Origin of the sequence: Streptomyces sp. NPDC006529 (assembly GCF_040611795.1) — a bacterium.
In the GTDB taxonomy this organism is placed as follows: domain Bacteria; phylum Actinomycetota; class Actinomycetes; order Streptomycetales; family Streptomycetaceae; genus Streptomyces.
The window spans coordinates 183,094-201,102 of sequence record NZ_JBEXPB010000003.1; the positions used below are offsets into that span (position 1 = coordinate 183,094).

The window sequence follows — 18,009 nt, forward strand, 5'->3', positions numbered from 1 at the left end:
AACGCGAGCTATCGCTCGCATTCTGTGGGAACGCGAGCGACTGCTCGTGTTTGCCAGTCTAGCTTCTGGCAATCACGGTGAAGGGGACACCGAGACATGTCCGAAGTCAAGAAACCGTCGGAGCGGGCGCAGGGACAGGGGCGGGAGTCGGGGCAGGGGCCGGGGCGGGGAGGCGGGCCGCCGGGTCCGGGGTCGGTCGCCGGGCTGGAGATCGGCGGCTGGTCGCGGTTCGTCACGGCCCGGCCGGGACTGTCGCTGCTGCTCGCCCTGATCGTCACGGCCCTGGCCGTGTTCGCGGGCAGCGGCGTCGCCGACCGGATGGCCAGCGGGGGCTGGCAGGATCCGGACGCCCGGTCCACCTACGCCACCAAGGCACTGGAGCGCGAGTTCCCCGCCTCGCAGCCCAATCTGCTGCTGCTCGTGGACGCCGGGGCGGCCGGGGTGGACGATCCGGCCGTCGCCGCCGAGGCGCGCCGGCTGACCGCGCGGCTCACCGCGGAGGAGGGGATCGCCGGAGTCGGTTCGTACTGGCAGGCCAACGCGCCCGCGCTGCGCTCCGAGGACGGTCACCAGGCGCTGATCGCCGCCCGGGTCGAGGGCGACGAGAAGACCACCGCCGAGGTGCTCGACCGGATCGCCCCCGCGCTGCGCGGGACCCACGGCCCGGTGCGGGTCTCCCTCGGCGGGCCCGTCGCCGTACAGAGCGAGGTCACCAGCACCATCCAGGAAGACCTGCTGTGGGCGGAGATGATCGCCCTGCCCGTCACCCTGGTCCTGCTGGTACTGGTCTTCGGCAGCGCGGTGGCCGCCGCACTGCCGCTCGGGGTCGGGATCGTCGCGATCATCGGCACCAACGCGGTCCTGCGCGGGCTGACCGAGATCACAGAGGTCTCCGTCTTCGCCCAGAACCTCACCACCGCCCTCGGGCTCGGACTGGCCATCGACTACGCCTTGTTCATCGTGCGGCGCTTCCGCGAGGAACTCGCGGCCGGGCGGGAGCCCCGGGAGGCCGTGGGCGCCACCCTGCGCACCGCCGGGCGGACGGTGCTGTTCTCCGCCCTGACGGTCGCGGTGTCCCTCTCGGCGATGCTGTTCTTCCCGATGTACTTCCTGCGCTCCTTCGCCTACGCCGGGGTCGCGGTGGTGCTGCTCGCGGCGGGAGCCGCGCTGATCCTGCTGCCCGCGGCGCTCGTGCTGCTGGGGGACCGGGTCAACTCCTTCGACCTGCGGGCGCTGTGGCGGCGCGGGCGGCGCGGGCCCCGTGCGGAAGCCGGCGGCGGCGAGGGCCGGGGGTGGGCGCGTACCGCCGCGCTGGTCATGCGGCGGGCGCCCGTCTTCGCGGTGATCACCACCGCCGGGCTGCTGCTGCTCGGCGTCCCCTTCCTCGGGGTGAAGTTCGGCACGGTGGACGACCGGCAGCTGCCGGCCACCGCCGAATCGCACGTGGTGCAGCAGCACATCCGGGACGGCTTCCCGGGCAACCCCGCGGCGCGGCTCCTCGTGCTCGCCGAGGGCCCGGCCGACGCGTCCGCGTACACCGCCTACCGGAGCAGGCTCAGCGAGCTGCCCGGGGTGGTCCGGGTCGACGGGCCGGTGGGCTCCGGTCCGGGCGGGGCCCCGGGGCAGTACGCCTACTTCTCGGTGGTCGGCGAGGGGGAGGCCGCCGGGCAGCAGGCCCGCGAGCTGGTCGGCGAGGTCCGGGGGGTCGATGCGGACTTCAAGACGTCCGTGACGGGGCAGGCCGCGGTCCTGGTCGACGGGCAGGACGCGATCGCCAGGGGGCTGCCGTGGGCGCTGGCCCTGGTGGTCCTGGCCACGCTGCTGCTGGTCTTCCTGCTCACCGGGAGCCTGCTCATACCGCTCCAGGCGGTGCTGCTCAACGCGCTCAGCCTGACCGCGATGTTCGGGGCGGTGGTGTGGGTCTTCCAGGACGGCAACCTCTCGGGCCTGCTCTCCTTCACCTCCACCGGAGACATCGAGACCACCCTGCCGGTGCTGATGTTCTCCATCGCCTTCGGACTCTCCATGGACTACGGGGTGTTCCTCATATCCCGGATCAAGGAGGAGTACGACCGCACCGGGGACCACGAGGGCGCGGTGCGGACGGGGCTCGCCCGCACGGGCGGCCTGATCACCGCGGCGGCCGTGATCCTGGCGGTGGTGATGGTGGCCATCGGTACCTCGCGGGTGACCAACACCAAGATGCTGGGGCTCGGGATCGCGCTGGCCGTGCTGATGGACGCGATGGTGGTCCGCAGCCTGCTCGTGCCGGCCGTCATGAAGCTGACGGGACGGGCCACCTGGTGGGCCCCGGGGCCGCTGCGCCGGCTGCACGACCGGTTCGGGCTGAGCGAGGGCGGGGAGGCGGGTGCGCCGCGCGAGCCTGCCGCCGGGGCCGCGGAGCCCGTAGGGCTCGTAGAACCCGTAGAACCTTCCGGCCGGGTGCCGGTCGCGCCGTAGCCCGGACCGGACCGCGGACCTCGCGGGCGGTGTCCGGGCCGGGGTGGCGGCACCCCGGCCCGGGCGGCGAACGGCACTCCGCGCGGCGGGAGTCAGTCGTCGCGGCGGCCCCGGTTGCCGGGGCGCCGGGCGACCCAGGCGCGGATCGTGTCGGCGTACCAGTAGGGCTTGCCGACCTCGACGTGGTCGGGCGGGGGGAGCAGCCCGTGCTTGCGGTAGGAACGCACGGTGTCCGGCTGGACCTGGATGTGGGCGGCGATCTCCTTGTACGACCACAGCTTCCGGTCGGTCATCTGGGGCACCTCCTCGTCCACGCCGCGGGGGCGGCCGGGAGGCCGTCGGGGGAGCCAGAGCGTGGACACTGACGATCAATCAAGGTTGTGCCCGGAGAACGACACGGAGTGAACGCAGGGGAGGGGCTGTCGAATGTCTGTGACGCAAGACCCGCGTAATGCGGACACGTGTGACGAGACCCCGACCTCCGTGACACAAGCGGCACGAGGGTCGGAAGGGGCAAGGGCGTGTCGCGCCGGGCCACGGCGCCGATCAGCGGTAGAGAGGGGGCCGTTCCGCCAGTTCGACGGCGGTCCGCGCCCCGCTGCGGGAGGCGGCGAGGCCCGCCTCCGAGACCGCGGCCGCCGCGTAGCCGTCCCACGCGCCGGGCCCCTCGACCCGGCCCGCCGCCGCGGCGGCCACCCACCGGCGCAGCTGGCGGTCGTAGGCGTCGGCGAAGCGCACGGTGTAGTCCTGGACGATCTCACCGCCCCAGCGGCCCCCGGACTGCACCACCATCGCGTGGCCGTCGCCGATCCGGGCGCTGCCCGCCTCGCCCACGGCCTCGCACTGCACCTGGTAGCCCACACCGCAGTTGACGAAGATCTCCACGTCGACGATCGCGCCGCCCGAGGTCTCCAGCAGCACCAGCCGGGGGTCGCGCAACCCCTCGGGGGCCGCACCCGACGGCGTCGGGGACAGCACGGTGACGGCCGTGATCTCCTGCCGCAGCAGCCAGCGGGCCGCGTCCACCTCGTGCACCACCGAGTCGGTGATCAGCATGTCGCTGGTGAAGAAGGAGGGCGAGGAGGCATTGCGGTGGCGGCAGTGCAGGAACAGCGGCCGGCCGATGCCCCCGGCGTCCAGCAGTTCCTTGAGGCGCTCGTACTCGGCGTCGTAGCGGCGCATGAAGCCGACCTGCACCCGCCGCCGCCCGAGCCGTTGCTCCGCCTCCATGATGCGCAGGGCCCCCGCCGGGTCCGGGGTCAGCGGCTTCTCGCACAGCACCGGCAGGTCCCGGGCCAGGGCCCGCATGACGGCCTCCTCGTGCGCGGGTCCGGGCGAGGCGATCAGCACCGCGTCCACCCCGGGTGCGGCTATGGCGGCCGCCGGGTCGGTGTGCGCGCTCGCGCCCTCCAGCGCCGCCGCGATCTCCTTGACCCGGTCGCCGTCGGGGTCCGCCACGGCCACCACCCGGGCCCCGCCGACGGTCCGCCCGATCCGGCGGACGTGGTCGCTGCCCATCTTCCCCGTGCCGATGACGGCGATGCCGAGCGTGCTCATGACTACCTCTTCCAGGGTTCGATGCGACCAGGGGGGCTAACGGGCGCCGCAGGAGCGGAGGTAGGCGCGGGTGCGCCGGGCGATCGGCAGCGGCCGATCCGGCGGGCACGGGTACATGTCCTGCTCCACGATGGCGAAGAGGTCCACCCCGAGCCGCTGGGCCGCCGCCAGCACCGGCTCCAGCGCGGGCACCCCGGCGGGCGGCTCGCACATCACCCCGCGGCCCACCGCGGGCCCGAAGGGCAGCCGCTCCGCGACGACTTCGGCGAGGATCTGCGGGTCCACCTGCTTGAGGTGGAGGTAGCCGATGCGCTCGCCGAAGGTCTCGATCAGTTCGACGCTGTCGCCCCCGCAGTAGGCGTAGTGCCCGGTGTCCAGGCACAGCGAGACCGCGTCCGGATCGGTTGCGTCCAGGAACCGGGCGACGTTCTCCGGAGTGTCGATGTGGGTGTCGGCATGCGGGTGGACCACGATCCGCAGCCCGTACCGCTCGCGCACCTCGCGGCCCAGCCGCTCGGTCTGCCGGGCGAGTTCGCGCCATTGCCCGGCGTCGAGGTTGCGGTCCTCCAGGACCGCCCCCGTCTTGTCGTCCCGCCAGAAGGAGGGGATGACCACCAGGTGCTCCGCGCCCATCGCCTGAGTCAGTCCGGCGATCCGCGACACGTGCGCCCAGGTCTCCTCCCACACGGCGGGTCCGTGATGGAGTCCGGTGAACACCGTTCCGGCCGAGACCTTCAGGCCGCGCCTGCCGGTCTCCTCGGCGAGCCGCGCGGGATCCGTGGGCAGATAGCCGTAGGGGCCCAGCTCGATCCACTCGTACCCGGCCTCCGCGACCTCGTCGAGGAAGCGCGGCCAGCCGGTCTGCCGGGGGTCCTCGGGGAACCACACCCCCCAGGAGTCCGGAGCCGAACCGATGCGGATACGGGTCAACGCGGGCGGGGAGGACGTCATGACGCCACCTTAGGGTGCGAGGCTCGACGGGACAGGCCGCAGGGACCGCAAGAGGAGTGGGAGGACGCTTGTGACCACCGACCCGTTCGACGTGATCACGATGGGCCGGATCGGGGTGGATCTCTACCCCCTGAGAACCGGCGTACGGCTGGCCGAGGCCGAGACCTTCGGCAAGTTCCTCGGGGGCTCACCGACCAACGTGGCGGTCGCCGCCGCCCGGCTCGGCCGGCGCACCGCCGTGATCACCCGGACCGGGGCGGACCCCTTCGGCGCGTACCTGCGCCAGGAGCTGCGCGGCTTCGGCGTGGACGACCGCTGGGTGGGGGAGGTCGCCGCCTACCCGACCCCCCTGACCTTCTGCGAGATCTTCCCGCCGGACCACTTCCCCCTCTACTTCTACCGGCAGCCCAAGGCCCCCGACCTGGAGATCCACCCGGAGGAGCTGGACCTCGAAGCGGTGCGCGCCGCCCGGGTGTTCTGGGTGACGGGCACGGGACTGAGCGCCGAGCCGAGCCGGGCGGCGACCCTGGCCGCGCTGGAGGCCCGGGCGAAGGCCGGGACCACCGTCTTCGACCTCGACTGGCGTCCGATGCTCTGGTCCTCGAAGCCGGACGCCTGGTACGCGCGGGCCCTGGCCCACGCCACGGTCGCCGTGGGGAACGTGGAGGAGTGCGCGATCGCCACCGGCGAGAGCGAGCCGTGGGCGGCGGCCCGCGCGCTGCTGGCCGCCGGGGTGGAACTGGCCGTGGTCAAGCGGGGCCCGGAGGGCGTCCTGGCCGTCCACCGCGACGGCCGCGCGGTGCAGGCGCCGCCGGTGAGCGTGGAGGTGGTCAACGGGCTGGGCGCCGGGGACGCCTTCGGGGGAGCGCTGTGCCACGGGCTGCTCGCCGGCTGGGAGCTGGAGCGGGTGGTGCGCTTCGCGAACGCGGCGGGAGCCATCGTGGCGTCCCGGCTGGCCTGTTCCACGGCGATGCCGCGGACCGACGAGGTGGAGGAGGTGCTGGCGTCATGGCGGTGACCGGGGCATGGGCGATGGCGTACACGGAGCTGCGCGTGCTGGCACTGGAGCCGGGGGAGACGTACCGGCTGGAGTGCGGTGACCACGAGTGGATCGTCCTCCCGCTGGCGGGGGCGTGCGCGGTGCGTAGCCTTGGGCCCGCCCCGGACGACCCCGGGCAGCTCTTCGACCTGCGCGGCCGGGCCGGCGTGTTCGCGGGCGTCACCGACTGCGCGTACCTGCCGCGCGACGGCAGCGCCCGGATCACCTCGCCCGCCGGCGGCCGCTTCGCCCTCGCCGGCGCCCTCGCCACGCGCAGGCTGACCGCCCGCCACGGCCCCGCCGAGCGGGTGCCCGTCGAGCTGCGCGGGGCGGGTAGCTGCTCCCGCCAGGTCAACAACTTCGCCGCCGCGGGTGTCTTCGCGTGCGACCGGCTGATCGCCGTCGAGGTGCTCACCCCGGGCGGGAACTGGTCCTCGTACCCCCCGCACAAGCACGACGAGCACCACCCCGGGACCGAGTCCGAGCTGGAGGAGATCTACTACTACGAGATCGCCCCGCACGGCGCCGCCCCCGGCGTCGGCTACCAGCGTGTCAGTCCGTCCCCGGCGGGGAAGACCGACATCCTCACGGAGGTGAGGAGCGGAGACGCGGTGCTGATCCCCGACGGCTGGCACGGACCGTCCATGGCCGCGCCCGGCCACGACATGTACTACCTCAATGTGATGGCGGGCCCGGGGGAGTCCCGGGAATGGCTCATCCGGGACCACCCCGACCACGGCTGGATCCGGGACACCTGGCCGGACCAGGCCGTCGACCCCCGGCTGCCCTTCCCGGCGGCGGACCGGTCGACCGCGGCGGACCGGTCCGACACGCCGGGTCGGCCCGTCACGGCGCACCGATCGGAGGAGGTCCGGTGAGCGATACCCGTCACCTCACCGTCGCGCAGGCCCTCGTCGCCTTCCTCGCCCGCCAGTTCACCGAGCGCGACGGCCGCCGCACCCGCCTGGTCGCCGCGACCTGGGGGATCTTCGGCCACGGCAACGTCGCGGGGATCGGCCAGGCGCTGCTGGAGAGCGGACCGGAGGCCATGCCGTTCCTCCAGGGACGCAACGAGCAGGCGATGGTGCACGCCGCCGTCGGCTACGCCCGGCGCAGCGGCCGCCTCTCCGCGCACGCCGTCACCACCTCCATCGGCCCCGGCGCCACCAACCTCGTCACCGGAGCGGCCCTCGCCACCATCAACCGGATCCCGGTTCTCCTGCTCCCCGGAGACGCCTTCGCCACCCGGCCCGCCGATCCGGTGCTCCAGCAGCTCGAAGTGCCCTGGGCCGGGGACGTCTCCGTCAACGACACCCTGCGCCCCGTCTCCCGCCACTTCGACCGGATCACCCGCCCCGAGGCGCTGATCCCGGCCGCGCTCCAGGCGATGCGCGTGCTCGCCGACCCGGTGGCGACCGGCGCCGTCACCCTCGCGCTCCCGCAGGACGTCCAGGCGCAGGCGTGGGACTGGCCCGAGGAGTTCTTCGCCGAGCGCGTGTGGTCCGTACGCCGTCCCCGGCCCGACCGCGCCGAACTGGCCGGGGCCGCCGCGGCCGTACGGTCGGCCGAGCGCCCCCTGCTCATCGCGGGCGGCGGCATCCACCACAGCGGGGCCGGAGCCGCCCTGGCCGCCTTCGCCGAGGCCACCGGCATCCCGGTCGCGGCCACCCAGGCGGGCAAGGGCGCCCTGCTCCACGGCCACCCCGCCGAGGTCGGCGGCATCGGCCACACCGGCACCGACACCGCCGCCGCACTGGCTCGCGAGGCCGACCTCGTGATCGCGGCCGGGACCCGGCTGACCGACTTCACCACCGCCTCCGCGACCCTCTTCCAGCACCCCGCGGTCCGCTTCGTCGGGCTCAACCTGGACCCGTACGACGCCCACAAGCTGGCCGCCCGGCCCCTGGTCGGCGACGCCCGCGAGTGCCTGGACGAGCTGCGCGAGGCGCTGGCCGGCCACCGGGTGAGCCCGGAGTACCGCGCGGGCTACACCCGGGCGAAGGAGGACTGGGAGGCGCGCGTGGACCGCGCGTACGCCGCGCCCGACGAGAGCGCCGTACCGACGCAGGTCCAGGTGCTCGGCGTCCTCGACGCCCTGCTCACCGAGGACGACGTCCTCGTCAACGCGGCCGGCTCCCTCCCCGGCGACCTGCACAAGCTGTGGCGGGCCCGCTCGCCGCACCAGTACCACGTGGAGTACGGCTACTCCTGCATGGGCTACGAGATTCCGGCCGCCCTGGGAGCCGCCCTCGCCGCGCCCGCGGACCGGGTGTGGGCCCTGGTCGGGGACGGCACGTACCTGATGAACCCGACCGAGATCGTCACCGCCGTCCAGGAGCGCGTCCCGCTGCGCCTGGTGGTCCTGGACAACCACGGCTACGCCTCCATCGGCGGGCTCTCGGCCGCCGTGGGCGCCGAGGGCTTCGGCACCGCCTACCGCTTCCGGGGGCCGGACGGCGCGTACGACGGCGCGCCGCTCCCGGTGGACCTCGCGGCCAACGCGGCCTCCCTCGGGATGGCCGTCTTCCGCGCCCGCACCGTCGGTGACCTGCGGGAAGCCCTGACGGCGGCCCGCGATGCGGACCGTCCCACATGTGTCTACGTGGAGACCCGAACGCCCGACACTGTGTCGGGCCCGCCCCCCGCGGCGGCGTGGTGGGATGTTCCCGTGGCCGAGACCGCGACCCGTGCGTCGGCGGCCGGAGCCCGTGAAGAGTACGACCGGCAAGCCGCGCAGCGACGTCGCCATCTGTGAAGGAGCAAGGCATGAAGACCGTCAACCACTGGATCGGTGGCCAGACCGTCGAGGGCGCGTCGGGCAACTACGGCCCGGTCACCGACCCCGCCACCGGCGAAGTCACCACCCAGGTCGCCCTCGCCTCGGCCGAAGAGGTCGACGCGGCGGTACGGGTCGCCAAGGAGGCGTACCTGAGCTGGGGCCAGTCCTCGCTGGCCGCCCGCACCAAGGTGCTGTTCGCCTACCGCGCCCTCCTCGACGCCAACCGCGACGCGATCGCCGAGCTGATCACCGCCGAGCACGGCAAGGTGCACTCGGACGCGCTGGGCGAGGTCGCCCGCGGCCTGGAGATCGTCGAGCTGGCCTGCGGCATCACCACCCAGCTCAAGGGCGAGCTGTCGACCTCCGTCTCCAGCCGCGTGGACGTCGCCTCGATCCGCCAGCCGATCGGCGTCGTCGCGGGCATCACCCCGTTCAACTTCCCGGCCATGGTGCCGATGTGGATGTTCCCGCTGGCCGTGGCCTGCGGCAACTCCTTCATCCTCAAGCCGAGCGAGAAGGACCCCTCTGCCGCGAACAAGCTGGCCGAGCTGGCCACCGAGGCTGGGCTCCCGGCGGGCGTGCTGAACGTCGTCCACGGCGACAAGACCGCCGTCGACGCGCTCCTCGCGCACCCCGACATCGCCGCCGTCTCCTTCGTCGGCTCCACGCCGATCGCCCGCCACATCCACACCACCGCCTCCGCCAACGGCAAGCGGGTCCAGGCCCTCGGCGGCGCCAAGAACCACATGCTGGTCCTCCCGGACGCCGACCTGGACGCGGCGGCCGACGCGGCGGTCTCGGCGGCGTACGGGTCGGCCGGCGAGCGCTGCATGGCGATCTCCGCGGTCGTCGCGGTCGGCGCCATCGCCGACGAGCTGGTCGAGAAGATCCGCGAGCGCGCCGAGAAGATCAAGATCGGCCCCGGCAACGACCCCACCTCCGAGATGGGCCCGCTGATCACCGCGGCCCACCGCGACAAGGTCGCCTCGTACGTCACCGGCGCGGCCGCCCAGGGCGCGGACGTGATCCTCGACGGCACCGGCTACACGGTCGAGGGCAACGAGAACGGCCACTGGATCGGCCTCTCGCTCCTCGACAACGTCTCCACCGACTCCGACGCCTACCGCGACGAGATCTTCGGCCCGGTCCTGTGCGTCCTGCGCACCGAGACCTACGAGGAAGGCATCGCCCTCATCAACGCCTCGCCCTTCGGCAACGGCACCGCGATCTTCACCCGCGACGGCGGCGCCGCGCGCCGCTTCCAGCTGGAGGTCGAGGCCGGCATGGTCGGCGTGAACGTGCCGATCCCGGTCCCGGTGGGCTACCACTCCTTCGGTGGCTGGAAGGACTCGCTCTTCGGCGACCACCACATCTACGGCAACGACGGCATCCACTTCTACACCCGCGGCAAGGTCGTCACCACCCGCTGGCCGGACCCCTCGGAAGCCCCCTCGGGCGTAGACCTGGGCTTCCCCCGCAACCACTGACCCACCCCGCCACCCCCGCACCCAGGAACCCCCGGCCCACCCTCACCGGCCGGGGGTTCCTGCTGCCTATTCAGGGGCGCGGCTGTACTGCCCCAGTGCGGCCTTGGACGTGGACCGGTCTACGAGCCGCAGTTCCCACGGTCCGGTGTTTGCGTCGAAGTCCTGCCCGCGCGGAACCGTTCCCCGACTGGTGGGTCAAGCACGGTGAGTGAACAAGGGTCACAGGAGGGGCCACGTGGCCGTGGGGGCGGTGGGGCTCCAGGTGATGTCCGCGTGGGCGTGATTCGGGAGGACGCGGTAGGTGACGCGGGGGTTGCCGGACGCGCGGATGAGGTCGGCGGCCTCGGGGTGGTCGCCGCGGCCGTACTCGGTGTTGAGCCACAGGACCTCGGTGCGGATGCGGTCCCAGGCGAGGGCGTACGTCGAGGAGTCGCCCGCCCAGATCGCGGTCAGGTCGCGCAGCAGTGCCAGCGGGATCAGGCCGCTGCCCAGGGCCGCCGTGGCCGCGTGCCACACCGCGAGCGGGGTGTGGGTCAGGGTGAAGCGGTCCTCGGCCGGGGTGGCGCCGAAGGCGTAGGTGCCGGCGGCGTGGCCGCGGGCGTAGATCCAGTTGGCCGGGCCGGGGAGGGTGGCCGTGCGGATCAGGGCGTAGTGGGCCAGGCCCGCGTGGGTGAAGCGGAGCGCCGGGTCGGGCGGCCAGGGCGCGGCGGAGGCGCCGTCGGGGTCGGTCACGGCGCGGGAGACGAGCGCCGCCAGCCCGGGGTCGCTCGCGTACGTGCCCGCCGCGAGCTGGGCGGCGTACGCGTCCCGGGCCGCACCCGCCCGGACCGCGTCCTCGCCGGTCAGCGGGCCGGTGGTGTCCAGGACCACGACGCGGCGCAGCCGGGGCGAGGGGTCGTGGGAGGCGGCGTCGAGGGCCAGGGCGCCCCCGGCCGAGTGACCGGCGTACTGGTACGGCAGGCCCAGTACGGAATCCAGCGCGGCCACCACCCCCGCCAGGTCCCGGCGGTGCGCGGCGAGCCCCCACTCGGCGGTGACGTCACCGGGGCGGGCCGCGTCCTCGCGCGGGGTGACCCCGACGACGAGGTGGCCCTGGCGGAGGAAGTGGTGCGCGAGGCCGTCATGGCCCGGGGCGGCGCCGTGCCGGGCCGGGGTGAGGAAGGCGGCGGCGCAGTTGAGACCGCCGCCCGGCAGCAGGTACACGATCCCGCGCGGCGGCCGCTCGGGGTCGGTGACGACGTCCACGGTCAGCGGCACGGACTCCCCGCCGCCGGGGCCACCGTCGGAACGGGGGAGGGTCAGGCGCAGGTGGTCGCGGCCGGGGTGGTGGGCGGCGGTGCCTGCGCCCAGGGCGCGTTCGACCAGGGTCAGCAGGGCGGTACCGGCGAGCGGGGTGCGCGCCTGCGCCGCCGCGGGCCCGCCGCTTGCGGAAACGTCCGTGGACGCGGGCGGGATTCTCCCGTCGGCGGGCTGCGGTCGGGGCGTGGACGTCATGGAAGTGCCTCCCCAGGGTGGCGGCGGTGGGCGGGCGCCGCCCCTCCCTGGACACCTTCCACGATCAGCGCGCCTCGGCCAAGTCCGCGTCATGAGCCGGGACTTCGGCCTCCGGGCGGCGCCGGCGGCGCAGCACCCAGAACGCCGTCCCGGCTCCCAGGAGGACGAGCAGCGCGCCGGCCGCCGGCCACGGCACCGCGACGAACTCCGCCGAACCGGCGGAGACCAGGTCTCCGTACGTCGCCGCACGCGCTTCCACCTTCACGGTGACCCAGTCCAACTGAGGTGCGTCCGGCCAGGGTTCGCTCATTTCGATCCGCTGGCCCGGCAGCAGGGTCAGCCTCGGATCGCGCCCCGTCCGGTTCAGGACGTTCCGCCCGAACAGGCCTTCCGCGCTCACCGCCACCTTCGGCTCGACCACCACGTTCCCCCGGTTGACCAGCGCGTACGTGATGGTGGCGGAGGCCCGGTGCAGCCATGGCAGCAGCGGCGCGTCCCGGCGGACCCGGACGTCCTCGACGCTGAGCCCGGGAGCGAGCGGCCCCGGCACCCGGAAGTAGAGCCGCGCGCCGACCGATCGCTTCACCCCGACCTGAACCTTGCCCTCCCGCTGGACGCCCTCCACCTCGGTGTTCAGCGCGACGATCCCGCCGACGTGGTCGCCCGGCGTCGCGTCCTCGGGGACCTTCACGGTGAAGGGGATGTCCTTGCGGCCCTTGGCGGGGACGGTGACGGTCGCCCTGCCGGGCGGCAGGGCGAGCCAGGCGCCGACGTCCTTGGGCTTCGTCTCGAGGGGCAGCAGCGCGAAGGCGCCGTCGGCCGGGGTGTTCACGGCATCGGTGGCGAAGACTTGGAACGTGAGGTCCTTCGCTGAGGTGTTGAGGATGGTCACGCTGTCGCCGACGGTGGACCCGGCCGCGCCCTGGTGGAAGAAGTACGCCCGCTCGGTCATCGCCGCACCCGCCGCAGGGGTCGGGAAGACGCCCCAGGTGCCGTTCTCGGCGGCGTCCGCGGCCCCGGCCGGCAGCAGCAGCCCGACGAGCAGCAGCAGGCCGAGCAACTGGCCTCGGAGCAGGGGTCCATGGTGACGGGGGCGGATGCGGGTGCGGGTGCGGCGCATGGGCGGGCTCCAGACGGACGGGACGGGACGCCACGGGACGGGACGCGACAGGACGCGACGCGACGGGGAACGCGCACGCGAACGCGAGCGGGAAAGGGAACGGGAAGGGTGGTGCGGCGCCGGAGCGCCGCACCACCCGGAGCCGGGCTGTGCCGTGCGGTGGTGCCGGTCAGGCGATCGAGAAGGTCACGACCGACTGGTAGGTGTCCGCGAACATGAACGGCGGGAGCTGGATCATCCCGGCGCCGCCGACCGCGAACTCGCCACCGGTCAGCTCGTCCCCGCCCGCTGCCTGCGAGGCCACCTTCATCGGGGTGTCCGTGATCGCGCCCGGGGTACCGGCCGAGCAGGTGCTCGGGCTGTCCGGGTTGGTCACGGTGCAGGTCGGCTGGATGCCGATCTGGGCCTTGGCCATGGAGTGACCGGTGGTCTGGTTCAGGAACGGCGTACGGGTCGCCGTCACGTCCCAGCCGAGGCTGCCGCCGCGGAAGTCCTGGACGGCCGCGGCGTTGAACATGCCGACCACCGACTGGGCCTTGCCGTTGATCGTGACGGAGCCGAAGCTGACGGCCGGCTGGCCGTCCTTCGGACCCAGCGCCAGCGGACCGGGGAGCACCTCGACGTCGACCGGGTTCCGCACGCCCGCCTGGTCCTCCAGGAACACGAAGGACTTGTACGGGGTGACCGAGCCGTCGATCCGGATCGCGTCGGCCTTCTTCGTGACCGTGAGGGTGCAGCTCGCGACGCCCGAGGCGTCCGCCGTGCCCGCCCCCGTGTCACCGGTCGCCGCGCCGCCGAGCAGGGCGGAGCAGGTGACCGGCCCGGCCGGGAAGTTGGCGCCGGTGGCGACGACGGAGGTGCCCGCCTTGCCGCTGTTGGGCGTCACCTTCGTGGTGACCGGGTCCTTGGGCAGGGCTTCCACGGCGACCGAGCCGACCGGACCGCTGGGACGCGGGTCCGGCGTACAGGTCGTGGTGTAGACCGTGCCGCCGAGGTCGGCGTCCGTGACCACCTGGTCGATGGTGATCTGGACGCTGCTGCCCTCGGTTCCGTCCGGGATGGTGATGCTCCCGCTGAACGCCGGCGGGTCGGACTTCTTGTTGGCCTCCTGGTGGCTGGGCACGGCCGGGCTGGTGACGGTCTGGGCGACCCCGCCGACGAACAGCTTGGCCTTGATGGTGTTGACCGTGTCGATCGTGAACATCGGGATGACCGGGGTCTCGCCCGGGTCGATGGTGATCGGTACGGACTGCCCGGCCTTGGCGCCGTCCGGGAGCGTGATCGTGTAGTCCTGGTTGCCGTTGGCGCCCGGCTGCGGCGCGGGGGCGACGCACTTCATGGCGACCGGGGTGGTCTTGGTCGCCGCCTGAGCCGTACCCGCCAGGCCCACCACGCCACCCGTCAGGGCCAGGGAAAGGGCGCCCGCCCCGGCCAGAACTCTTCGTCGGAACGTTGTCGTACTCACTGGGTCGCGACTCCTTCGTCAAACGAACCCTCCCCCCACCCGCTGTGGGGGAGAGGCCGAGCCGGTGCGGTGGCCGATATTGACGCGTCGCGGTGATGAGAAGTCAATGACTTGCTTTCGCCCGAAGCACTCAGACATTGATGTCCCATCAGGACGGGGCGGCGAGCGGGCCGGGAGGGCGGGCGGAGTGCGGGCCGTACGGGCCTGCCTTAGGGAGCGGCCTGTGCAGGCGGGACGGACGGGGCGGCCGGGGCGGGGGACGGGACGTCCGATGCGGACGGGGCGGGCGGGACGGACGGGACCACGGGCGTCACCACCGGCGCCGGCACCGGCGCGACCACCGGCGGGACGACGGGCGCGGGGGCCGGTACGGGCGCGGGCGCGGCCGGGGTCTGCAGGAGCAGGTTCGGGGTCCCGGCGGGCAGCCCGGTGATCTTGTTGACGGCGGCCCCGGCGAGGAGCGCCCGGGTCACCTCCGCCGGGGTCTTCGCCGTCCCGGCGGCCAGGACCAGGGCGGCCGCACCGGCGACGTGCGGGGCGGACATGGAGGTCCCGGACAGCCTCTGGAGGGCGGTCGGCGAGCCCTTCCAGGCCGAGGTGACGCGCGAGCCGGGGGCGAACAGGTCCACGCAGGGACCGTAAGCGGAGAAGGAGGACCGCCGGTCGGCGGCGTCGGTCGCGCCGACCGTCAGGGCGCTCGGGGTGCTGCCGGGGGAGGAGTAGCAGGCGTTGGCGCCGTCGTTGCCCGCGGCGGCGGTGAAGGTGATGCCGGAGGTGACGGCCTTGGCCACGGCGCGGTTCATGCCGTAGCTGTAGCCGCCGCCCATGCTCAGGTTGGCGACGGCGGGGAGCCCACCCGCCTGCCGGGCCGCGCGCGCGTGGCCGATCATCCAGTCGATGCCCGCGATGATGTCGGAGACGCTGCCGTCGCCCCGCCGGTCGGCCACCTTGACCGCGATCAGGGAGACCCCCTTGGCGACCCCGTAGGTGGCGCCGCCCAGGCTCGCCGCCACGTGGCTGCCGTGGCCGTTGAGGTCCTCGGCGGGCTCGCCGGTCTCGTTGACCCCGAAGACGGCCCGGCCGCCGAACTCCGTGTGGGCGGTGTTGATCCCGGTGTCGATGACGTACGCCGTCACGCCCGCCCCGGTCCCCGGGTACGCGTAGGCCCCGTCGAGCGGCAGCGCGCGCTGGTCGAGCCGGTCCAGCTGCCAGGGCGCCGGGGTCTGGGAACCGGGCGCGTCCGCCGCGCGCGTCGCCCGGGCGGTGGTGTGGACGAGGGCGTCGGGCTCGACGGACGCCACGCGCGGGTCGGCGGCCAGCGCGGCGGCCCGGGCCGCGGTGGTCCGTACGGAGAACCCGCTCAGGGCGTTGTCGTACACCCGGCCGACGGTGTCGCCCGCCCGCGCGGCCTCGGCGGCCAGGGCCCGTGCGGGGGCGCGCGCGGTGGTGTCCTTGAGGACGACGACATAGGGGGCGGTGCCGGTGGCGGGGCCGCTGCTCGCGCCGGGGGGTGTCTGCGGGGGCATGGCGGTCGCCGCCAGCAGGGCGGCGGCGGGGAGCAGCGCGGTGAATGCGGTCATGCGGCGATGCTCGGCGAGGCGGGGGCGGGGCGCGCGGAGGGTGCGCCGAGTGGGCGCACGACACGCCGCGCACGGGGGTTACGGCGTGCCGGCCGCGGGGTCCGAGGGCAGCGCCCAGCCGCGCATCGTGAAGACGCCCTCGTCGACGGCGCCGGCCGAGGCATAGGTCGCGAGCGCCGCCTCGTTGTCGGTGTCCACGCCCACCCACATGCCGTAACAGCCGCGCGCCCGGGCCTCGTCCGCGAGGGCGCGCGTCAGCTCGCGCCCGATGCCGCGGCGGCGGTGGCCCTCGTCCACGCTCAGTTCGTACAGGCACATCTCCGTGCCCTTGTCCGGGTGGCTCATCTCGACGCCGGAGACCATCCCCACCGGTACGCCCGCCACGGAGGCGATGAGCATCAGGTGCCCGGGGGCGGCCAGGAACCGGGTGGCCCACTCCTCCCGGACGGGACCGTCAAACAGGCCTTCGGCGGCGACGAGTTCGGCGACGGTCCGGGCCCGGTGGATGTCCATGCGCGCAGCCTAGGCGCTCCGGACCGCCAGCGCGGCCGCATAGCCGCGGGGCGCCGGAAGGTCGGTCAGGGTCCAGCCCGGGACGGCGGCCGGCGCGGGCGCGGAGCCGACGTACGGCTCGACGAGGCCGAGGGCGAGACCGGTGCCGGTGCCCTTCAGGTAGGCCTCCTTGCGGCACCACACGCGGGCCAGGGCCACCGGGCGGCCCGGCTCGGGCAGCGCGTTGAGCTCGGCCGTCTCATCCGGGTGCAGGGTGTTGAGTACGTCGACCACCGCATCGGGGCTCGGTATGGCCTCCACGTCGACCCCGAGCGGGACCCGCGACAGGGCGATGTACGCCACGTCGGCGCTGTGCGAGAGGGAGAAGTGGAGCGCGCCCCCGGCGACGGCGGGGCGGCCGTGCGGGCCGCCGCAGCAGGGGCAGACCTCGCGGACCAGCTCGACCCGTTCGGGAGCCAGCCCCAGATGGGCGCCGAGCAGGACCCGCAGCCCGACGTGCGAGGCGAGGTAGCGGTGCCGGTCGGCCTGCCGGCGGCGGCGGCCCGCCTGGTCGCGTTCGGCCGCGTCCAGCAGCGGCAGCGCACCGGCGACGCGGTGGCCGCCGACCACCTCCAGGGTGGTGTCCAGGGCCCACAGGGACACGGCGTCGCCCTGGGGCAGCGCGCCGATCCGCGGGGCGGCGCCGCCGAGTTGGTTCACGTACTCGATCACCCGGCCGAGGGTAGTCGAGGCCGGTCACGGTCGACCAGGGCGGTCCGACCACCGCTCAGCGCGTGGCCGCGGCGCCCGCCATCGTCGCGCCGGACCGGGTCGGCACGGGCGGGACCGCGCCGTTGGTCCAGGCGTAGACCTTCCCGCCGCGCACCACGACCTGGTAGTGGCCCCGGCACTGCGGACGGCTCCCGTTCGCGGTGTCCTTCGGCCACCACTTCGCGCCCAGCTTCGGGGCGCCGGTCCGCGGGGCCGGGACGCCCGCGCACCGGGGGCCGTCCAGCGGCGTGCGGCCGAGCGTGAAGCGGATCAGTTTCGCGTCGCCGGCCGTGTGGGCCTTCACCTTGACCTTCCGGGCGTCCTGCGGGATCCAGTCCGGCAGCACGAAGGCGGGGTCGCCCTTCTTCGGCGCGTCCGCCGCGGTGGCGAACGTCTTCTCCTCGTTGCCGAAGAGGCGGGCGTTGGCCGTGTCGGTCAGCGGGTTCGGCGGCAGGTTCGGCAGGGCGACGGCGGCGGTGGCGATGACTCCCACGGTGGCGAGGGCGATGACGAAGGGACGCTTCATGCCTCCAGTGTGGCTCCGGCGGCCCCCGAGCGGGTCCGCCCTGCGGACGAACTCGTATTCGCCGCAAGTCTGATGCGCCCACCCCGCCCGGTTCCCCGCTCCTCCCGGCACCGGGGCGGCCGGCCTCCGCGCGGTGGCCGCGCGCACCCCCGCGGCCTCGGGCGATCGGCGAAATGCCCCTTCCGTGCGGCCCCGCGGTCCCCGCCGCGGACCGGCTGGCGGGACGCGATCGCATCATTCTCGAGACGTACGACCAAACTCCACCGGGCCGCTCTCCGCCCCGGCGGC

At 74.2% G+C, this 18,009-nt stretch carries 15 protein-coding genes; 5 read left to right on the forward strand and 10 right to left on the reverse strand.

The features are described 5' to 3' along the window. Positions 1 to 210 precede the first annotated feature (210 nt). Positions 211 to 2,460 (forward strand): MMPL family transporter, encoded by a 2,250-nt coding sequence (locus ABZY31_RS04515; protein WP_356404869.1) that lies wholly within the window; start codon positions 211 to 213, stop codon positions 2,458 to 2,460. Positions 2,461 to 2,552: 92 nt separating this feature from the next. Here ABZY31_RS04515 and ABZY31_RS04520 read toward each other — a convergent pair whose 3' ends face one another. The 3 genes from ABZY31_RS04520 to ABZY31_RS04530 all read right to left on the reverse strand — a co-directional run bounded on the left by ABZY31_RS04520 (position 2,553) and on the right by ABZY31_RS04530 (position 4,968). Next, a complete protein-coding gene (locus ABZY31_RS04520) occupies positions 2,553 to 2,753 on the reverse strand; it encodes a MerR family transcriptional regulator (RefSeq protein ID WP_283449034.1) in 201 nt (66 codons plus the stop codon). A 253-nt stretch (positions 2,754 to 3,006) separates the two neighbouring features. Beyond that, positions 3,007 to 4,017, reverse strand: coding sequence for a Gfo/Idh/MocA family oxidoreductase (locus tag ABZY31_RS04525; RefSeq protein WP_356404719.1), 1,011 nt, complete (start codon positions 4,015 to 4,017; stop codon positions 3,007 to 3,009). 36 nt (positions 4,018 to 4,053) lie between these two features. After that, on the reverse strand, positions 4,054 to 4,968 hold the full coding sequence (locus ABZY31_RS04530) for a sugar phosphate isomerase/epimerase (RefSeq protein WP_356404721.1): 915 nt from the start codon (positions 4,966 to 4,968) through the stop codon (positions 4,054 to 4,056). A gap of 100 nt (positions 4,969 to 5,068) precedes the next feature. Between ABZY31_RS04530 and iolC the strand changes: the two genes are divergently transcribed. Genes iolC through ABZY31_RS04550 form a run of 4 tightly spaced genes read left to right on the forward strand, consistent with a single transcriptional unit; the run spans position 5,069 to position 10,273 of the window. After that, entirely contained in the window at positions 5,069 to 5,986 is a 918-nt protein-coding gene (gene iolC, locus ABZY31_RS04535) for a 5-dehydro-2-deoxygluconokinase (RefSeq protein WP_356404870.1), read from the forward strand. Further along, positions 5,977 to 6,885 (forward strand): 5-deoxy-glucuronate isomerase, encoded by a 909-nt coding sequence (gene iolB / locus ABZY31_RS04540; protein WP_356404723.1) that lies wholly within the window; start codon positions 5,977 to 5,979, stop codon positions 6,883 to 6,885. Before iolC ends, iolB begins: the two co-directional genes overlap by 10 nt. Continuing rightward, on the forward strand, positions 6,882 to 8,762 hold the full coding sequence (gene iolD / locus ABZY31_RS04545; protein WP_356404725.1) for a 3D-(3,5/4)-trihydroxycyclohexane-1,2-dione acylhydrolase (decyclizing): 1,881 nt from the start codon (positions 6,882 to 6,884) through the stop codon (positions 8,760 to 8,762). The genes iolB and iolD overlap by 4 nt, the downstream gene beginning before the upstream one ends. Before the next feature lie 11 nt (positions 8,763 to 8,773). Beyond that, on the forward strand, positions 8,774 to 10,273 hold the full coding sequence (locus ABZY31_RS04550; RefSeq protein ID WP_356404727.1) for a CoA-acylating methylmalonate-semialdehyde dehydrogenase: 1,500 nt from the start codon (positions 8,774 to 8,776) through the stop codon (positions 10,271 to 10,273). A gap of 219 nt (positions 10,274 to 10,492) precedes the next feature. On the opposite strand, the gene ABZY31_RS04555 is transcribed toward ABZY31_RS04550, so the two are convergent. The 7 genes from ABZY31_RS04555 to ABZY31_RS04585 form a co-directional block, all read right to left on the reverse strand. After that, positions 10,493 to 11,767 carry a hypothetical protein gene (locus tag ABZY31_RS04555; RefSeq protein ID WP_356404729.1) on the reverse strand — a complete coding sequence of 425 codons (1,275 nt, stop codon included), beginning with the start codon at positions 11,765 to 11,767 and terminating at the stop codon, positions 10,493 to 10,495. 64 nt (positions 11,768 to 11,831) lie between these two features. Then, positions 11,832 to 12,887: a DUF916 domain-containing protein gene (locus ABZY31_RS04560; RefSeq protein ID WP_356404731.1), complete on the reverse strand. Its 1,056-nt coding sequence runs from the start codon at positions 12,885 to 12,887 to the stop codon at positions 11,832 to 11,834. Positions 12,888 to 13,056: 169 nt separating this feature from the next. Then, positions 13,057 to 14,352 carry a hypothetical protein gene (locus ABZY31_RS04565; protein WP_356404733.1) on the reverse strand — a complete coding sequence of 432 codons (1,296 nt, stop codon included), beginning with the start codon at positions 14,350 to 14,352 and terminating at the stop codon, positions 13,057 to 13,059. Positions 14,353 to 14,561: 209 nt separating this feature from the next. After that, the gene (locus ABZY31_RS04570) at positions 14,562 to 15,932 is read right to left on the reverse strand and encodes a S8 family peptidase (protein ID WP_356404735.1); all 1,371 of its coding nucleotides are present in this window, start codon (positions 15,930 to 15,932) and stop codon (positions 14,562 to 14,564) included. A gap of 78 nt (positions 15,933 to 16,010) precedes the next feature. Further along, positions 16,011 to 16,445: a GNAT family N-acetyltransferase gene (locus ABZY31_RS04575; protein WP_356404737.1), complete on the reverse strand. Its 435-nt coding sequence runs from the start codon at positions 16,443 to 16,445 to the stop codon at positions 16,011 to 16,013. 9 nt (positions 16,446 to 16,454) lie between these two features. Then, positions 16,455 to 17,156: a 4'-phosphopantetheinyl transferase superfamily protein gene (locus ABZY31_RS04580; protein ID WP_356404739.1), complete on the reverse strand. Its 702-nt coding sequence runs from the start codon at positions 17,154 to 17,156 to the stop codon at positions 16,455 to 16,457. Positions 17,157 to 17,211: 55 nt separating this feature from the next. Further along, a complete protein-coding gene (locus tag ABZY31_RS04585; RefSeq protein WP_356404741.1) occupies positions 17,212 to 17,721 on the reverse strand; it encodes a hypothetical protein in 510 nt (169 codons plus the stop codon). Positions 17,722 to 18,009: the final 288 nt, after the last annotated feature.